This window comes from Gilliamella sp. A7, assembly GCF_002142015.1.
Classification (GTDB): domain Bacteria; phylum Pseudomonadota; class Gammaproteobacteria; order Enterobacterales; family Orbaceae; genus Gilliamella; species Gilliamella apis_A.
Genome location: NZ_NASN01000002.1, coordinates 62,024 through 79,897 on the forward strand (window position 1 = coordinate 62,024; position 17,874 = coordinate 79,897).

At 35.2% G+C, this 17,874-nt stretch carries 18 protein-coding genes; 9 read left to right on the plus strand and 9 right to left on the minus strand.

What is annotated here, in order from left to right; genetic code table 11:
- Positions 1 to 9 precede the first annotated feature (9 nt).
- The 4 genes from crr to B6D18_RS01145 all read right to left on the minus strand — a co-directional run bounded on the left by crr (position 10) and on the right by B6D18_RS01145 (position 3,045).
- Positions 10 to 513 carry a PTS glucose transporter subunit IIA gene (gene crr, locus B6D18_RS01130; protein WP_086362762.1) on the minus strand — a complete coding sequence of 168 codons (504 nt, stop codon included), beginning with the start codon at positions 511 to 513 and terminating at the stop codon, positions 10 to 12.
- A 9-nt stretch (positions 514 to 522) separates the two neighbouring features.
- Positions 523 to 2,250, minus strand: coding sequence for a phosphoenolpyruvate-protein phosphotransferase PtsI (gene ptsI, locus B6D18_RS01135; RefSeq protein WP_086362763.1), 1,728 nt, complete (start codon positions 2,248 to 2,250; stop codon positions 523 to 525).
- A 51-nt stretch (positions 2,251 to 2,301) separates the two neighbouring features.
- Positions 2,302 to 2,559, minus strand: a complete 258-nt coding sequence (gene ptsH / locus B6D18_RS01140) for a phosphocarrier protein Hpr (protein ID WP_034901724.1) — start codon at positions 2,557 to 2,559, stop codon at positions 2,302 to 2,304.
- A gap of 141 nt (positions 2,560 to 2,700) precedes the next feature.
- Positions 2,701 to 3,045 (minus strand): hypothetical protein, encoded by a 345-nt coding sequence (locus B6D18_RS01145; protein WP_144063933.1) that lies wholly within the window; start codon positions 3,043 to 3,045, stop codon positions 2,701 to 2,703.
- Between the two features lie 123 nt (positions 3,046 to 3,168).
- Between B6D18_RS01145 and B6D18_RS01150 the strand changes: the two genes are divergently transcribed.
- The gene (locus B6D18_RS01150; RefSeq protein WP_086362765.1) at positions 3,169 to 3,711 is read left to right on the plus strand and encodes a UPF0149 family protein; all 543 of its coding nucleotides are present in this window, start codon (positions 3,169 to 3,171) and stop codon (positions 3,709 to 3,711) included.
- A 33-nt stretch (positions 3,712 to 3,744) separates the two neighbouring features.
- Entirely contained in the window at positions 3,745 to 5,058 is a 1,314-nt protein-coding gene (gene pepP, locus B6D18_RS01155; protein ID WP_216818794.1) for a Xaa-Pro aminopeptidase, read from the plus strand.
- 106 nt (positions 5,059 to 5,164) lie between these two features.
- On the opposite strand, the gene B6D18_RS12560 is transcribed toward pepP, so the two are convergent.
- Complete coding sequence (locus B6D18_RS12560; RefSeq protein WP_086362766.1) at positions 5,165 to 6,013, minus strand: TonB family protein; 849 nt, start codon at positions 6,011 to 6,013, stop codon at positions 5,165 to 5,167.
- A gap of 155 nt (positions 6,014 to 6,168) precedes the next feature.
- Here B6D18_RS12560 and ispB point away from each other — a divergent pair, with 155 nt between their 5' ends.
- Positions 6,169 to 7,152: an octaprenyl diphosphate synthase gene (gene ispB, locus B6D18_RS01165; protein WP_086362767.1), complete on the plus strand. Its 984-nt coding sequence runs from the start codon at positions 6,169 to 6,171 to the stop codon at positions 7,150 to 7,152.
- A gap of 166 nt (positions 7,153 to 7,318) precedes the next feature.
- Positions 7,319 to 8,191, plus strand: coding sequence for an EamA family transporter (locus B6D18_RS01170; RefSeq protein WP_086362768.1), 873 nt, complete (start codon positions 7,319 to 7,321; stop codon positions 8,189 to 8,191).
- 68 nt (positions 8,192 to 8,259) lie between these two features.
- On the opposite strand, the gene ffh is transcribed toward B6D18_RS01170, so the two are convergent.
- Positions 8,260 to 9,627 (minus strand): signal recognition particle protein, encoded by a 1,368-nt coding sequence (gene ffh / locus B6D18_RS01175; RefSeq protein ID WP_086362769.1) that lies wholly within the window; start codon positions 9,625 to 9,627, stop codon positions 8,260 to 8,262.
- A gap of 147 nt (positions 9,628 to 9,774) precedes the next feature.
- On the opposite strand from ffh, the gene B6D18_RS01180 reads away from it, so the two are divergent.
- The 5 genes from B6D18_RS01180 to galU all read left to right on the plus strand — a co-directional run bounded on the left by B6D18_RS01180 (position 9,775) and on the right by galU (position 13,757).
- Complete coding sequence (locus tag B6D18_RS01180; protein WP_086362770.1) at positions 9,775 to 10,158, plus strand: RidA family protein; 384 nt, start codon at positions 9,775 to 9,777, stop codon at positions 10,156 to 10,158.
- A 265-nt stretch (positions 10,159 to 10,423) separates the two neighbouring features.
- Positions 10,424 to 11,620, plus strand: a complete 1,197-nt coding sequence (locus B6D18_RS01185) for an amino acid aminotransferase (RefSeq protein ID WP_086362771.1) — start codon at positions 10,424 to 10,426, stop codon at positions 11,618 to 11,620.
- A 25-nt stretch (positions 11,621 to 11,645) separates the two neighbouring features.
- Positions 11,646 to 11,795, plus strand: a complete 150-nt coding sequence (locus B6D18_RS01190) for an entericidin A/B family lipoprotein (RefSeq protein WP_086362772.1) — start codon at positions 11,646 to 11,648, stop codon at positions 11,793 to 11,795.
- Between the two features lie 525 nt (positions 11,796 to 12,320).
- Complete coding sequence (locus B6D18_RS01195; RefSeq protein WP_086362773.1) at positions 12,321 to 12,791, plus strand: DUF2569 family protein; 471 nt, start codon at positions 12,321 to 12,323, stop codon at positions 12,789 to 12,791.
- Between the two features lie 51 nt (positions 12,792 to 12,842).
- Complete coding sequence (gene galU / locus B6D18_RS01200; RefSeq protein ID WP_086362774.1) at positions 12,843 to 13,757, plus strand: UTP--glucose-1-phosphate uridylyltransferase GalU; 915 nt, start codon at positions 12,843 to 12,845, stop codon at positions 13,755 to 13,757.
- A gap of 88 nt (positions 13,758 to 13,845) precedes the next feature.
- Here galU and B6D18_RS01205 read toward each other — a convergent pair whose 3' ends face one another.
- The 3 genes from B6D18_RS01205 to hemH form a co-directional block, all read right to left on the minus strand.
- Positions 13,846 to 15,267: a cation:dicarboxylate symporter family transporter gene (locus tag B6D18_RS01205; RefSeq protein WP_086362775.1), complete on the minus strand. Its 1,422-nt coding sequence runs from the start codon at positions 15,265 to 15,267 to the stop codon at positions 13,846 to 13,848.
- A gap of 140 nt (positions 15,268 to 15,407) precedes the next feature.
- Positions 15,408 to 16,739 (minus strand): CoA-disulfide reductase, encoded by a 1,332-nt coding sequence (locus B6D18_RS01210; RefSeq protein WP_086362776.1) that lies wholly within the window; start codon positions 16,737 to 16,739, stop codon positions 15,408 to 15,410.
- A gap of 155 nt (positions 16,740 to 16,894) precedes the next feature.
- Positions 16,895 to 17,872, minus strand: a complete 978-nt coding sequence (gene hemH / locus B6D18_RS01215) for a ferrochelatase (RefSeq protein ID WP_086362777.1) — start codon at positions 17,870 to 17,872, stop codon at positions 16,895 to 16,897.
- Positions 17,873 to 17,874: the final 2 nt, after the last annotated feature.

The window sequence follows — 17,874 nt, forward strand, 5'->3', positions numbered from 1 at the left end:
TATAGATAATTATTTTTTAACACGCATAATTGGTGTTTTACCTGCTTCAACAGAACCAGTTAGTTTAGTTAGTTCAACTACTGTTTCCATATTTGAAATTACAACAGGTGTTAAAACTGATTTAGCTTTACTTTCAAGTAGAGGTAGATCAATTTCAATGATGGTATCACCAATTTTAACTTGTTGTCCTTCTTCAGCAACACGTGTAAAACCTTCACCTTTTAGTTCAACGGTATCTATACCAAAATGAACAAAAAGTTCAATACCTTCATCTGACTCAATCGCAAAAGCATGATTGGTTTCAAAAATTTTGCCAATTTTACCATTTAATGGTGCGACAATTTTGTTGCCAGATGGTTTAATTGCAACGCCATCACCAACGATTTTTTCAGCAAAAACAACATCAGGCACATCTTCGATTTTAACGATATCTCCACTAAGAGGTGCTATGATTTCAATGCTATTTTTGTTATCGTCAGAGACAAATTGTTTTATTTTATCAAATAGACCCATTATGGCCTCCTAACAAATTTGCTTTTCAGCGGTATATTTTTCAATTAAATCAGTTATTTCTTTAGCGGTTGCTTTTTCTAGTGCAGTGTCAGCAAATTTTTTCGCTTCTTCGTAATTGGTATTACGAATTAATTTTTTGATTTTAGGAATTGATACAGCACTCATACTAAACTCATCAAGCCCCATACCTAATAATAGGATTGTTGCTCTTTCATCACCAGCAAGTTCACCACACATTCCTGTCCATTTACCTTCTTGGTGAGAAGCATCAATGACATTTTTAATTAATGTTAACACTGATGGTGAAAACGGATTATAAAGATGTGAAATAAGTTCATTACCACGGTCAACAGCAAGTGTATATTGGGTTAAATCGTTAGTACCAATACTGAAGAAGTCAACTTCTTTAGCTAAGTGACGAGCAATAACTGCTGCTGCAGGGGTTTCGATCATAACACCAATTTCAATTTCTTTATCAAACGCTTTACCTTCAGCGGTTAATTGTTCTTTAAGAATGTTGATTTCAGATTTTAAGATACGGATTTCTTCAACTGAAATAATCATTGGGAACATGATACGTAATTTACCAAAAGCTGATGCACGTAGAATTGCGCGTAATTGTGCATGTAATATCTCTTTACGATCTAAACAGATACGAATTGCACGCCAACCTAAGAATGGGTTTTCTTCTTTCGGTAAATGCATATAAGGTACATCTTTGTCACCACCAATATCCATGGTACGAACGATAATTGATAAGCCATTAGTTGATTCGGCAACTTCTTTATATGCTTTGAATTGTTCTTCTTCATTTGGATACGCATCACGATCCATAAATAAGAACTCAGTACGATAAAGGCCAACACCTTCATAGCCATTGCGATCCGCACCGGCAATATCACGTACCGTACCGATATTGGCACAAATTTCCACTTGGTGACCATCAAGAGTTACCGCAGGTAAATCTTTTAATTTTGCTAATTCTTCTTTGTCAGCAATATATTTTGCTTGAACTTGTTTTAATTTTTCTTCAGTTGTGTGATCAGGATTAATATAGATTGCATTGTTAATTGCATCTAAAATAACAAAATCACCTTGTTTGATTGCTTGTGTTGCATTAGAGGTACCAACAATTGCTGGAATTTCTAAAGAACGAGCCATGATAGAGGTATGTGACGTACGGCCACCTGCATCAGTGATAAAGCCTAATACCATATCTAAATTTAATTGTGCAGTTTCTGATGGTGTTAAATCAGTTGCAACTAGGATACAAGGTTGGCTAATAGCACTTAGATCAACAATTTCAATACCGAGAATGTTTTTTAATAGACGTTTGCCAATATCACGGATATCTGCAGCACGCTCTTTTAAATATTCGTCATCTAAGTTTTCTAACTCTTTTGCTTGCGTTTCAAATACAGATTGTACGGCAGCATCAGCACTTGAGTGTTTACTTTGGATACGTGAGATAACTTCTTGTTCAAGATCTTCATCTTCAAGAAGCATTATGTGGCCTTCAAAGATGGCAGCTTTATCTTCACCTAATGTGGTCTTTGCTCTCTCCATGATAGCATTTAATTGTTCGCTTGATTTTTGACGCGCTTCTTTAAAGCGCTCAATTTCAGCGTCAATTTTGTTATCAAGAATTTGCCTATTATTGATTACAATAGGTTCTTCTTTTAATAATAGCGCTTTTGCAAAAGCGATACCCGGGGAAACAAGTATACCTGATACCATAACATTTAATCCTTATTCAATATTAAAACCGTTCAATAATAATTGGGAGTACTATTCCAATTCAGGAATTAATTTTACTAAATGAGTTACTGCTTCTTTTTCATCTTCACCTTCGGCTGAAATAGTAATCGTTGTGCCTTGAGTTAAGCCTAATGTTTGTAATTTGAATAAGCTTTTAGCGCTAGCACTTTTTCCGTTTGATGTGACAGTAATTTCAGCATTAAAGTTTTTTGCTTCTTTTACAAATTGCGCAGCAGGGCGAGTATGAAGGCCATTCGATGCAGTAATGGTTACATCTTGTTTATACATAATTATTTTACTCCCAAAAATATGTTTTTTCAGACGACAATATAAATAAAAACAGCGTGAAAGGCTAGTAAGATTTCACAGATCTTTAACAATTCGTCTAATCTTATGAGTGATAATCAACCAAGTTAGCCGATATTATAGTTAATATCGGTAAATTCGGGTGATTTTATCACGACATTTTTTAAATTCTACCTGCCCGTGAATTCCTCGTTTGATATTTTCAAACACAACTTCTTCACTACCATCAAGTTGGGAAGCGCGGATCTCTTCGTGGCAAAAATATTCAAATTTTTCAAGCTCTTGCTCACTATTACCTAAATGATAATTTTTAGGTAAATCTTGACTAGTTATAGAGGTATTTGTTTGATTCTGTACATTAAGAACAATCACGCCTTTATTGGGGGCCCATGAGCTACATGCAGTTAACGACATGACAAAGAATAAAAATAGCGAGGGCAATGCTACGATCAATCTAAAAATGTTCAAAATATTTCCTTTATAAAGCACAATAACCTGTTTATTATTTATAGCTAGGCATAAATTATATACTATTAATCCGTGAAAGTGCAGGGGTGTGTTTTCACGGTATTTAAGACTAAGGTGGATTTAATGACTAATAGCAATAATTACAATGAGCTTAATCGCCAACTTATCCAAAATAAAATCGGCATGACCGCGGCTGAATTACATGGTTTTTTATCAGGTATTTTAGCAGGAGGTAATCATGATGAAAGCTGGAAAATTTTAACTAAGGATATGTTAAATGATGGGCAAAGCATTGCTGAACCTTTAAACAAAGAAATTGAAAAATTATATCATTCAACTAAACAACAACTTATTGATGAAGATTTTGAATTTCAATTGTTACTTGGCGATCAAGATCTATTTACTCAGATTGATGATTTAGTCGGATGGGTTAATCATTTTTTATTAGGAATTGGTTTGGTTCAACCTAAAATTAATCGTGTTAAAGGTGATGTTGGTGAGGCAATATACGACCTGAGACAAATCGTTAAATTGGGTTATGATGAAAATGAAGATCAGCAAGAGTTAGGCTTTGCATTTGAAGAAATTAAAGAATACGTTCGAATTACGGCAATGCTCTGTTTTGATGAGTTTAACGAATCTGATATAACCCCAACTATTCATTAATATTCAATATTATTGATTTTTAAGGTGCAAGTTATGGTAGATATGCATAGCAAAACAGAAATTTTAGCAAGGCGAAATAAATTATTGGCACAAATGGAGCCAAATAGCGTCGCTTTGTTTTTTGCTTCACCAGAGGTTACACGAAGTAATGATACTCACTATCCTTATCGACAAGATAGTGATTTTTGGTATTTTACTTTTTTTGCTGAGCCAGAAGCACTATTGGTGGTAATCAAGGAATCTGATAATCAAGCTCGCTATATATTATTTAATCGAAAAAAGGATCCTTTAGCGGAAACATGGACCGGATATCGGTTAGGTCAGCAAGCTGCATTAGAAAAAATTTGTGTAGATGAAGCTCATCTTTTTGATGATATTGATAATATTTTGCCAAATTTATTGAATGGTAAAAAGGCTATTTATCATGCTGACCAGTTATACGAATATGCTGATGAAATAGTTAAAACAACATTACATAATTTAAGGCAAGGTGTTCGCAGCAAACTAGTTGCCCCAAGTATAATAATTGATTGGCGACCTATTGTTCATGAAATGCGTATGTTTAAATCGGATTTCGAAATGGCTATATTGCGCGAAGCTTGTGAAATAAGTGCTAAGGCACATATTCGCGCAATGCAAAAGTGTCAGCCTAGTTTGTATGAATATCAGTTAGAAGCGGAAATTTTACATGAATTTGCTTGGTATGGTGCTCGTTCGCCATCTTATAACACTATTGTTGGTGGGGGAAATAATGGTTGTATATTGCATTATGAAAATAATAGCGACCAATTGAAAGATGGCGATTTAGTCTTAATTGATGCTGGTTGTGAATATCAGTATTATGCTGGGGATATCACCCGTACGTTTCCTATAAATGGTAAATTCAGTCAGGTACAACGTGAAATATATGACATTGTGTTAGCGGCACAATACGCGGCAATCAAATTATTACAACCAGGTACTTCCATATCAATAGTAAACCAACAAATTATTCGCATTATGGTTGAAGGCCTGGTTAAACTTGGCATTATGCAGGGCGATATAGAGACGTTAATTGCAAATAAAGCTTACATGGCATTTTATATGCATGGTTTAGGGCATTGGTTAGGTATTGATGTACATGATGTCGGGAGCGATCGTGACCGTATTCTGGCTCCTGGTATGGTGTTAACGGTTGAACCAGGGCTTTATATTAATCAAGAAGCGGATGTTCCTGAACGTTATAAAGGTATTGGCATCCGTATAGAGGATAATATTTTAATTACTGATTCAGGCAATGAAGTTTTAACCGCAACGGTGCCTAAAGATCCTCAACAAATTGAACAGTTAATGCAAGTCAATAAATAAACTTATGATCAAGTAAGGTGCTAATCAAGAAGTTACGATTAGCGCCATTAAGTTTTATTTCAAATAAATACTATTGAATGATAGTTATGGATTGATAAATATCAGTTTAGTTATTACCTAAACTAATTGAACTATCGCGATTAAAGATAATCTTCATTTTGATATCTTTACCGGCAATTGGTTTGTATTTCCATGTCTTCATTGCCGTGATCACTGAGCGATTAAAAATATTATTGGGTTGAGCTTCAATAATTCTGATATTTTCAACACGTCCTTCACTATTGACATCAAACATCACAATAACATGACCCTCTAAGCGCATGTCAAGAGCTCTTCTTGGATATTCTGGGCGATTACGGCTGATCGGTGTTGGATTGCTCGAATATTGCTGATTATCAGAAATTTTAGCTGCCACCGACGTTTTTGCCATATTATCACTAATTGCTTCTTGTCTAACTTGTTGACGAGATGCTCTTTGTGTTGGTGGCTTTTTCTTTTTTGGTTTCGGTTTTGGTTTTGGTTCTGGTTTTACTATTGTTGGTTTATCTGGTTCAACAGTAGGTTTTTCGGGTTCTTTTTCTGGTGTAGGCTCAGGAGTTTCTTCTTTAACGATTTCCGGCTCTACAACAGGTTCAACCGGTTGTTCTTCGATAGGTTTGTTATCTATGATTTCGCTGTTTTCAACGCCTTGAATATCAGGCGTATTTTCAACTAATGATTGTTCAGGGGCTGCTAACTGAGTAAGGTCAACCATTACGGCTTTAATTGAATCATCACCTTCATCAACCATGATATTACTTGCGAACAACGCCGAGCTAAATAATAATCCTAATAAAAGTAGATGTGATATTACAGCGATAGAGACAAATATGTATATATAATCATCCTTTTGTTTATTAGCAGGTGATTGTGGCTCTTTTTCGATGTTGATATCTATATCAAAATTGATCTTCATAGCAGTAATAATTTTTCCCTTAGGGCGTGTATTCTAAATGAAAATGCTTATCATTTGTAGCATTTTTTTAAATATGATTTATCAATAACTTGTTGCATAAAAATATTTATCAGATAATAGTAAGTAAATATCTCTCATTTGTAGCGGTTAGACTGATGAATAATCCATCGATAAAACAGATACTCGATCTAGTACAAGAAGATTTAGTGAAGGTTAATCAAGCAATACAAGCAGAGCTTAGCTCTGATGTTGTATTGATCAATCAATTAGGTAATTACATTATTAGTAGTGGCGGTAAGCGTATTCGTCCAATCATTGCCTTACTCATTGCTAAAGCACTGAATTATCAGGGTGATAAACATATTATAACGGCTGCTTTTATTGAGTTTATTCATACTGCCACCTTATTGCATGATGATGTGGTTGATGAGTCAGATTTACGACGAGGTAAATCAACAGCTAATGCATTATTTGGTAATGCCGCCAGTGTTTTGGTGGGCGATTATATTTATACCCGCTCCTTTCAAATGATGGTTCGTACTGAATCGTTTAAAGTATTACAAATTATGTCTGAAGCTACGAATGTTATCGCAGAAGGTGAAGTCCAACAACTACTTAATTGTAATGATCCTGATATTACTACCGAACAATATCTACAAGTCATATATCGTAAAACAGCAAGACTATTTGAAGCGACTTCTCATTCAGCGGCGGTCCTTGCTGGAGCGCCCCCAGAACAAGAATTTGCCTTGCAAGAATATGGAAAATATTTAGGTACTGCTTTTCAAATTATTGATGACTTATTAGATTATAGTGCCGATAGTAATCAAAAATTGGGTAAAAATTTGGGTGATGATCTTAATGAGGGTAAACCGACATTACCATTATTACATGCAATGCATCACGCTAATCCACAGGATGCCGCTTTAATTCGGCAAGCGATTGAACAAGGAAATGGCCGTCATTTGTTAGAGCATGTTTTAGAGGTGATGAAATCATGCGGATCGCTTGAATTTACTTTAAAAATAGCTCAGCAAGAGGCAAACAAAGCGTTTAATGTGATTTCAATTTTACCAGATTCTCCTTATAAAAAAGCGCTACAAGATCTGGCATTGTTATCAGTAAAAAGGGAAAACTAACTGTGAATTTTATTTGATAATTTTAAATATATTATTTATACAATTTGTTTAATTAACATTGTTTTTTACTATTAATGGTAAAAATATCAAATAGGATTTTATTATGTTATGCAAACAAGTTGTGCCCTTTTGATAACAATCTCAGTGTTCAAATAAGGTTATTATTATGTTCAAAAGATCTTGGCCGGTTTTTTTAATTTTTATATCGATGATTTCTGTACAAGCAAGTGCTTCATTTGCTAAATATTTATTCCCAGTACTTGGACCAGAAGCAATGACTGCATGGCGTTTATTTTTTTCCTCTATTTTGTTGGTTATAGTCTTTAAACCATGGCGTAAAACGATTTCTAAACCAGCAATTAAATATATTATTTTGTATGGTATTGCCATGGGCTGTATGAATTTATCATTTTATAATGCTATATCTCGTATTCCTTTAGGTATCGCTGTGGCAATTGAATTGACGGGGCCAATTATGGTGGCTATGTTTTCAGGTCGGCGATTAATCGATTTTATTTGGTTAGGTATAGCCATAATTGGATTGATTATGTTGTTGCCTATTCATCAAGCAGCCAGTGATTTAGATCCGATTGGTCTTTTATTAGCTTTATGTGCTGGAAGCTGTTGGGCTGGTTATATTCTTTTTGGTCGTAAAGCTGGCGAAATATATGGAGCACCTAGTGTTGCAGTTGGATCGATAGTTGCTTCAGTATTACTTTTTCCTATTGGTGTATGGCAAAGTGGTAGTACAATGTTTTCCTTGGATATTTTGCCATTAGCTTTTATGGTTTCACTGCTAGCGTCAGCGATTCCTTATGGTCTTGATATGGTCGCATTACCGCGTTTACCAGCCCAAACTTTTAGTACCTTAATGAGTTTGTCGCCAGTATTTGCGGCATTTTCGGGATTAATTGTTTTACATGAACAGTTAACACATTACCAGTGGTTAGCTATTATGTTTATTATTGTTTCTTCGATTGGTACGGTATTAACTATGCATCGACCAAGTAAAATTAAAGCGCTAAATCGAGAGGATTGAGTGTATTGAATTACTATCGCGCTCAAACACGCGATAGTAATTAAGTGAAAGAGAAGTATAGTGAACGTTTATCGAGGCGGAAAACCCATGCCTCCGCCCATTAAGCCTTTCATTTGACGCATCATTTTCATCATGCCACCACCTTTCATTTTTTTCATCATTTTTTGCATATCTTCAAACTGTTTAAGTAGTTTGTTGACATCTTGTACTTGTGTACCTGATCCATTTGCAATACGGCGTTTGCGTGATCCTTTGATGATTTCAGGATTTGCTCGCTCTTTTAATGTCATAGAGCCAATTATTGCTTCCATCTTGATGGTGATTTTGTCATCCATTTGCGCTTTAATGTGATCCGGTAGTTGACCTACCCCTGGTAATTTAGCCAGCATGGCCCCCATTCCGCCCATATTACGCATCTGTTTAAGCTGATCTTGGAAATCATTAAAGTCAAATTTATCGCCTTTTTTTAACTTTTTAGCGATTTTTTCCGCTTTTTCACGATCAACATTACTCTGTAATTCTTCAATTAAAGAGAGAACATCTCCCATGCCTAAAATGCGCGAAGCGATACGATCAGGATAAAAAGGCTCTAATGCATCCGTTTTTTCGCCCATCCCTAAAAACTTAATTGGTTTGCCGGTAATATGGCGGATAGATAGTGCCGCACCACCACGAGCATCACCATCAACTTTAGTTAAAATGACACCGGTAAGGGGTAAGGCATCATTAAATGCTTTAGCTGTATTGGCGGCATCTTGCCCGGTCATAGCATCGACAACAAATAGTGTTTCAATAGGATTGATTGCATCATGTAGCGTTTTGATTTCATCCATCATATCACTATCAACATGTAATCGACCGGCGGTATCGACAATCAGTACATCAAAAAATTGTAATTTGGCATGTGAGATTGCTTTATTAACAATATCAACTGGTTTTTGATTGATATCTGATGGGAAGAACTCGACATCAATTGCTTTAGCAAGTGTTTCTAATTGTTTAATCGCTGCGGGACGATAGACATCGGCAGAAACAACTAATACTTTCTTTTTCTGTTTCTCTTTTAAGAATTTTGCTAGTTTTGCAACGCTGGTTGTTTTACCGGCACCTTGTAAACCAGCCATTAGCATAACCGCCGGAGGCTGAGTAGCTAAGTTAAGTGAACTATTAACTTCACCCATTGCCGAAGTAAGTTCAGCTTGAACGATTTTAATAAACTCTTGGCCTGGGGTTAACGTTTTATTCACGTCTAAACCGATGGCTTTTTGTTTAACTTGGTTAATAAATTCTCGTACTACAGGTAGCGCAACATCGGCTTCAAGTAATGCCATTCTGACATCACGTAGCGCATCTTTGATATTATCTTCAGACAGACGCCCACGACCACTAATATTGCGGAATGTCTGTGATAAACGGTCAGTTAAATTCTCAAACATACTAACTCTCAACAAATGAAAAAAATTATCGCCTATCATATCAGAAAATTTGCAGAAGTCCCATGATCATAAATTTGTTATGGCTTGACACAAAATTGTGTTCCTGTTGAAATGAGAGTCATAATAAATAAAAGGAGAAAGTTATATATGGCAAAAGTAGTTAATACCGATAAAGCACCTGCTGCTATTGGTCCTTATGTGCAAGGTGTCGATTTGGGCAATATGTTATTTGCATCAGGTCAAATCCCAATTAATCCAGCAACCGGTGAGATGCCAACTTGCGTTAAAGAACAAGCTAAGCAAAGTTTAGCTAATGTTAAAGCCATTGTTACTGAGGCCGGTTATCAAGTTAACAATATCGTTAAAACAACTATTTTTTTAGCCGATATGAATGATTTTGCTGATGTTAATAGTGTCTATGAAGCATTTTTTACCGAAAATCAAGCAAGCTTTCCAGCTCGTTCTTGTGTGCAAGTAGCTCGAATTCCGAAAGATGCTAAAGTTGAAATAGAAGTTATTGCTGTTAAATAAGTTTGCCAAAGTCATTAGCACCAAAAAGTGCTAATGACGCAAAAAAATTGAGGAAAGGGTTTTCTTGTGGCTTTTTTGCTAAATTTCCTATTTTTTTGTCATCAATTATGACGTTTTTCTATCTTTATCAGACTGTTAAACAGTCGATTTTATTCGCCTAAAATTATTTATATTTAAACTGTTATTTAGTGATTGATTGCTATTTAAGTTGGTGCAATAATCTACAATTATACATTGCTATTTACTAGTTAATTAGGTTGGAAAAATGTTTGAAAAAGTAGAGTCATATGCCGGTGATCCAATTTTGTCATTAGTTGCAGAATTTAATAATGATAGTCGTCAGGATAAGATCAATTTAAGTATTGGATATTATTATGATGAAAACAGTGAGGTTCCGCAATTATCATGTATTAAAACGGCTCGTGATTATATTTATCAACATCAACAAGGTGCGCAACTTTATTTGCCAATGAGTGGTTTACCTAGTTATTGCCAAGCGATTCAATCGCTGCTTTTTGGTGAAGATAATCCTGCAATTCAAGCTAAACGAATTGCAACTATTCAAACGTTAGGTGGATCAGGAGCCCTTAAAGTCGGTGCTGATTTTCTTTATCACTATTTTCCTAATTCTCAAGTATGGGTTAGTGATCCAACTTGGGAAAATCATATTGCTATTTTTAGTGGTGCAGGTTTTAAAGTAAACAAATATCGTTATTTTGACCCAGCAACTTGTGGTGTAAAATTTGACGCTATGCTAGATACATTAAATAGCTTGCCGGCTAAAAGTATCGTGTTATTACATCCTTGTTGTCATAATCCTACCGGCGCCGATTTAACACAGCCGCAGTGGGATAAAGTGATTGAAGTTTTACAAAATCGTGATCTTATCCCATTTATGGATATTGCTTATCAAGGTTTTGGTGAAAGTATCGAAAGCGATAGTTATGCAATCAAAAAAGTCGCTGAGAAAGGATTATGTGGTTTGATTAGTAATTCTTTTTCCAAAACATTTTCACTGTATGGAGAACGGGTAGGTGGATTATCCGTATTATGTGATGATAGTCAAGCAGCGAATTGTGTCTTTGGGCAGTTACAAGCGACAGTTCGTCGTAACTATTCTAGCCCAGCTGCGTATGGAGCAAAACTGGTATCATATGTATTAAATAATACCGAGCTTAAAGCCTTATGGCTTAAAGAAGTTCAAACTATGCGCAATCGTATTGTAACCATGCGTTCAACCTTAGTCGATTTATTAAAAACAGCAGTACCGACACAAAATTTTGATTATTTAGTTAAACAAAGAGGTATGTTTAGTTATACAGGTTTTTCTAAAGAGCAAGTCACACAGCTAAAAGATGATTTCGCCGTTTATTTGGTGGGCAGCGGAAGAATGTGTGTGGCGGGATTAAACCACCATAATATACATCGTGTAGCAGAAGCATTTGCCACAATAAAATTGTAATATTACTAACTAGAGGGGAATCCATATGTTACGTAAAGTATTTATTTTAATGGTAAGTATTGTGATGACAACATTGATTGTCGGTTGTAACACGTTTAAAGGTGTTGGTAAAGATGTTCAATCTGGTGGTAAAGCAATTACGAATACTGCTGAAAATGTTAGTGAAAAGATATAAATAGTAGCTGAAGTTACTTATAAATATTTTATAAGTGAACAATAAATGATGTATCGTGTTTTTAATATTTTCTTTATATTTTTACTTGTAGGGTGTGGTTCGTTAAATTTTCGAACTGCACCTTTAATAATAGAAAATTGCTAGTATCCAAATCGTTCAGGTATTGAATTTAAGTTAAACCAACTTGAAAGCAATCTTTCAACATATCCTCATATTTATCCTTCTCAAAGTTGAGATAGTCGGCATTTAGTAACTAGTTATGTTGGTTTAAAGGGCAAATTAACAAGTCAAACTTTTATGCGAGATTATCCAAAACAGACATTTTGGTGGAGTGCTAATATATTTGAACGAGCATCAATGTATGATGATGGTTTTGAAGATATGTATATTTGTCCTAAATAGAAAGAAGCGGTATTAGAAAACTGTCAGATTATATATATTTCCATTGATTCTTTAGCTAAAGACAGGGATAATCCGTCAATAATTGAATCAAAAGAGTTATCTATTATCAAATAAGGAATTTATATGACTGACAACTCACCCCTTAAGGGATTAGGTGGCTGGCTTATTATTGTTGCAATAAGATTAATTTTTGGTTTAATCAGTAGTTTATTGTTGGTTTTTAGTTCAGCCATTGTCTTTATGGGATGGTCTCAATTGACTAATCCAGACTCCAATTTTTATATTGAAAATCTTAACTGGATTTATCCAATTGAAATCGGTATCAATTTGATTATTATTTTTTTTAGTATCTATTTGCTCTATCTGTTCTTTACTAAAAATTATAAATTCCCATCTTCAATGATCTGTTTGGAATTTTTTGTTATTATATTTAATCTTCTAGACCGGTTTATTACTTATCAATTTACTACATTTAAACTTGAAATCCGTGATATTGTTATTATAACAAACAGCACTCTTTGGGGCATTATTTGGATCTTGTATATGCTAAATTCAGTGCGCGTTAAGAACACATTTGTAAATGGACATCGTTGAGTGGAAAGTTATAATAATATTATTAGTTAATTTATTTTTTAAGGAACTAAAATGTCGTCAAATTTTGAACCATCTTTAAAGGGGAAAGTAAAAAAAGCGGTTATTCCTGTTGCAGGTCTTGGTACGAGAATGTTACCTGCAACCAAAGCGATTCCTAAAGAGATGTTACCTGTGGTAGATAAACCACTTATTCAATATGTTGTCAAAGAGTGTATTGCTGCAGGAATAACTGAAATTATTTTTGTTACACATTCGTCTAAAAATTCGATTGAAAACCATTTTGATACCAGCTTCGAGCTTGAAGCCATGTTAGAAGCACGAGTTAAACGTCAACTCTTGCAAGAAGTACAAGGGATATTGCCAAAACATGTCACTATTACAAGTGTTCGCCAAGGCTTAGCCAAAGGTCTTGGTCATGCGGTACTTTGTGCTTATCCTTTAGTTGGTAATGAGCCTTTTGCTGTTGTGTTACCCGATGTGATTATTGATGAGTATGATAGTGATCTCTCTCAAGATAATTTAGCGGCGATGATTAATAATTATCATGCGACTAAACATAGCCAAATCATGGTTGAACCAGTACCAAAAGAACTTGTTTCGACTTATGGTATTGTTGACTGTGGCGGTGAAGACTTATCTGCTGGTAATGTAACACAAATGTATAGTGTAGTTGAAAAACCAGCCATCGAAGAAGCACCGTCCAATCAATCTGTGGTAGGGCGTTATGTATTGTCTGAAAAAATTTGGCCTTTATTAGCCAAAACACCATTAGGTACTGGCGGAGAAATTCAATTAACTGACGCAATTGCAATGTTACTAGAAAATGATCCTGTCGATGCGTATTGCATTAAAGGGCGAAGCCATGATTGTGGTAATAAATTAGGTTATGTCCAAACTTTTGTACATTATGCAATGCGTCACAAGAGTTTAGGTGATGATGTTAAAGCATGGTTAAAAACGATTTAATTTGTCTTATCATTGATATTAAAAAGACGCCAATTGGCGTCTTTTTGCTATTTGTTTAGAATAATAAATCGAAAGCGTATTTTGATCATTAAACTTCTGACTGCTCATTATCCAAGGTGACGTTAGGATCGTTATAGATATCCATATTCATCAATCCAACTTCATGATCAGTTGCAATTGCTGCTGTCATTGCACCAGATACATTGGCTAAGGTTCTGGCCATATCTATGATGGGATCAACGGCTAGCACCATACCGATTAGAGGAAAGTATTCTGCCATTCCCATACCTGATAGCACGACTGTTGCTGCAACAGTTGCGGTACCCGGGATACCAGCGATACCAATCGAACCAATAACCACCACAATCACTAGCATAATATAAAATTGGATATCAGTATTAATCCCTACCATATGGGCAACCATTACGGCAAGCAGTGCAGGGAAAAATCCAGCACAACCATTCATTCCCATTGTGCTACCCAATGATCCTACTAGATTAGCCGTGCCGGTATTTACCCCCATTCTGACCGTCAATGTTGATATTGTCATAGGTAATGTACCAACTGATGAACGGCTGGTGAAGGCCAGTAACCATGTGCCAAGCGCTTTTTTAATAAATATGATTGGTGAAACTCCATGCATCATCACAATCACAATATGTACTACAAGCATTAATATGGTTGCAAGGTAAATTGCTAATACAAAGCTTGAAACTTCAATAATTGCAGGTATGCCATTTGAAATAATGGTACGAGCAAGTAAGGCAATTACCGCATAAGGCATATATTTGATGACCGTCATGGCAATTGACATGATAATTTTATAAAGTGCTTCAATAAAGGTTTTGAAAAGGGCAATAGGTTGAGGGTTCTTTTTTTCCATGCGATTAGCAGCGAGTCCCATTAATGCCGAAAAGATGACTAAACCAACAATATTCTCTTTTACCATGGAAGCAATGATGTTACTAGGGATAAGATTGACGAATGTATCAATAATATTGGTGTATTGTTTGGCAACCGCAGTTTTGGCTGCGGTTGAACTTAGTTCACCTAATGATAATACATTAGCTAAGATAATCCCGATAATACAGGCAATTGCTGTAGTGAACAGTAGCCAAAAAATACCTCTGAATGCGATTTGCGGTAAATTTTCTTTACCAGAAAAATCAATAATCACTTTTACAATTGAGAGGAAAATGAGTGGGATAACCAGCATGCGAATAAAGGCTATAAAGGCTCGGCCGAATAGGCCATACCATGTTGCGGTTTCTTGCATCCAAATTGTTGAGCTATTTGGAAAACCTGCAGCTGCTTGAATACCTAAACCCAGTACGGCGCCAAGTACTAAGCCAACTAGCATACGAATAGAAAAATTAACTTTTTTGGTTTGCAGTGGTCGCATTATCGCAAAAAAGCAAAACAGCAATAAGCCAATGCCTATTAAGGTTTGATAATGGGTGATAGATAAGAACTTTTCAAAAAAAGTCCCCTGAAAAATGGCATCTGACATGGTTTACCCCCAGCTTTTGGATAAAATTGAATTAATTCTTTAATGATCTTATTGTGGTAGGGTTAATAATAAATTAACCCTACCACAGATTTTTAATGTTAATAACCTAACATATTGTAAATAATTAATATGTTTTAATACTATTTAGCAATACCACCAGCTATATTTAAAATATCCCATGGTCTTGAAAAAGGTGGTGCGTATAAAAAGTCCATCATGGCTAATTCATCAATTTTCATATTGGCCCAGATGGCTGTGGCTAAACTATTGGTTCTTAATGCAGCACCGTTTCCTCCCGCTATTTGGCCACCTAATAAAATACGGGTTTCGGCGTGATAAATGAGTTTAGCGATTATGCCAGTTTGCCCTTCGACATAGTTACTGTGATTTTTATCTTTGACGATTACCGTTTTGTGAGGAATCCCTGCTTTGATTGCTTGTGATTCTGTTAGACCTGTTCGGCCGGCTTCAATATCAAATACTTTCAATGCTGATGTACCAAGTGTGCCTGGGAATTGGTTATTTCCACCAGCTAAATTGTCACCAACTGTTTTACCTAATTTATTGGCACCAGTAGCTAGTGGTATATAAGTCATTGATTGACTAACTCGATGATATAGTGCGACACAATCACCAGCAGCATAAACATCTGCAATATTTGTTTGGCCATAATTATCGATAATAATTGCACCATTATTAAGCGTTTCAATATCCAAATCTTTATATACTTCACTGTTAGGTTTTACCCCTGTAGCTATAATGACAATATCTGCTGCATATTTAGCTTTATCGGTAATAACATGGGTAACTTTCTGTACACCTTCAAAACCTTGTACTCGTTCTTGTAGATGTAAATCACAACGTTGTTTTAAGTTTTCTTCAATAATCTCGGTAAGTTCCGCATCAAAGGCATCGACCAATACTCTATCATCTAATTGAATTAATTTTACATTTTTGTTTAATTCCACTAAAGATTCGGTTACTTCAAGCCCTATGTAGCCAGCACCAATGACTACAACATTGGTATTTTGTGGATTAGCTAAGGCACTTTTTATTGCCAGACCATCATATATATCACGTAAAGTGAAAATATTTTCCAGTTGGCGATTTTCTAAAGGTGGAATTATTGGTGCTGCTCCAACCGCAATAAGTAATTTGTCATAATCATCATCAAAACAGTTATTGGTATTAAGATCTTTGACTGTAATTTTTTTTAATTTTGCATCAATAGCAATAACTTCATGTAACGTTTTGATTTCAATCCCATCTTTTGCAAATTGATTTGGTGTTCTAGATATCATTTCATTTTCATCTTGAAAATGATTGCCAATAAAATAAGGTAGTCCACAAGCACCAAATGAAACAATATCTGATTTCTCATAAATGCAAATGGTTGCATTGGGATCCTTTCTTTTGGCTTTTGCTGCGGCACTGGCACCAGCAGCTTGAGCGCCAATGATGATTATTTTCATCGAGTATTCTCCTTTGAGCGCAAATAATTTTTAACTATCATCGTAACACAGGTTCATCACACTAGTTAGATTAGTTGGTTATTTAGCTTTAATATTAATCAATTTAAACTTGTGTTGATAAGATTTAATTCCTGTTAAAAATAAATCTTAATCAGTTAAAATTTTTTGAGGAAAGGCGTTTTTTCAAGTATACCTTTGATTAATTCAACCTGTAGATACGTATCGTTTAAGGCAGGGATATAATAAAATTTTTTACCACCAGCATTTAGGAATATTTCTCGATTTTGTTCATCAATTTCATAAAGGGTTTCAATACAATCCGCTGAAAAACCTGGACAGATAACCTGAACATATTTAGTGCCTGTTTTAGCCAATTTTTCTAATATATCGCTAGTGTTGGGTTCAACCCATTTCCCTTTACCAAACTTTGATTGATAAGCCATTATTATTGTTGAGTCGATACCATTTGCTTGGCATTTGTTTGTCAATAATTTAGTGGTTAACTGACATCTTTGCACATAGTCGTCTTGGCGTTTATCAATATAGCGTTTGGGAATACCATGATAAGAAAGGAGTAATGCATCAGGCTGCCCTTGGATTGAAAACGCTTGCTGGACTTGTGAATAAAGAGCATCAATATAACTTGGGTGGTCGGCATAATCATGAATATAGCTAAGATTAATATTGATATTATTATCTGCAATAAATTGCTTAACTTTATCTAATACCGCTTGAGTTGTCGTCGTAGAATACTGTGGAAATAACGGTAATAATGTAATTTGTTCACATGACGTTAACTTGTTTAACGCCGAGAGTAAGTTTGGTTCACCATAGGTCATAGCTAATTCACATTGCATATTAGGTAATGCTAATTGTAATTGATTAATTAAGCGTTTACTGTAATGAAGTAATGGTGATTCACCCTCAATCCATATTTTTTGATAATGGTTGATGATGTAGGGGACGCGTTTAGGTAGTACAAGGTATTTTAAAATTGGATACCAAATAAAAGCAGGTAGATCGACAACATGACGATCGAGTAAAAATTCAGTCAAGTAGTTGCGAATTGCCATTGGCGTTGCGGCACTTGGTGTTCCTAAATTAACTATCAATAACCCCTGTTTTTTATTCACAA